The organism is Planktothrix tepida PCC 9214, from assembly GCF_900009145.1.
GTDB classification, from domain to species: domain Bacteria; phylum Cyanobacteriota; class Cyanobacteriia; order Cyanobacteriales; family Microcoleaceae; genus Planktothrix; species Planktothrix tepida.
The window spans coordinates 1-212 of the sequence record NZ_LN889902.1 but is presented as its reverse complement, the minus strand read 5'-3'; the positions used below and the strand labels follow the sequence as shown (position 1 = coordinate 212).

1 protein-coding gene is annotated in these 212 nt (G+C 41.0%); it reads right to left on the bottom strand.

Annotated elements, in window-relative coordinates; all coding sequences use genetic code 11:
• Positions 1–212: tetratricopeptide repeat protein (locus PL9214_RS29715; protein WP_139295231.1), on the bottom strand; the 212-nt coding region annotated here is incomplete at both ends.

Genomic DNA, 212 nt, shown 5'->3' with positions numbered 1-212 from the left:
GGTTCTAATTTCTAAAGCCGATTGGTAGGCTGCGATCGCCTGTTCTATATTCTGAGCTTTTTCCCCTTTGATTCTATTAGAATAGGCATTAGCCAGATTATTTTGAATCATTGCCCAATCTTCAGGAAATGCTTCACGGGTTCTAATTTCTAAAGCCGATTGGTAGGCTGCGATCGCCTGTTCTATATTCTGAGCTTTTTCCCCTTTGATTC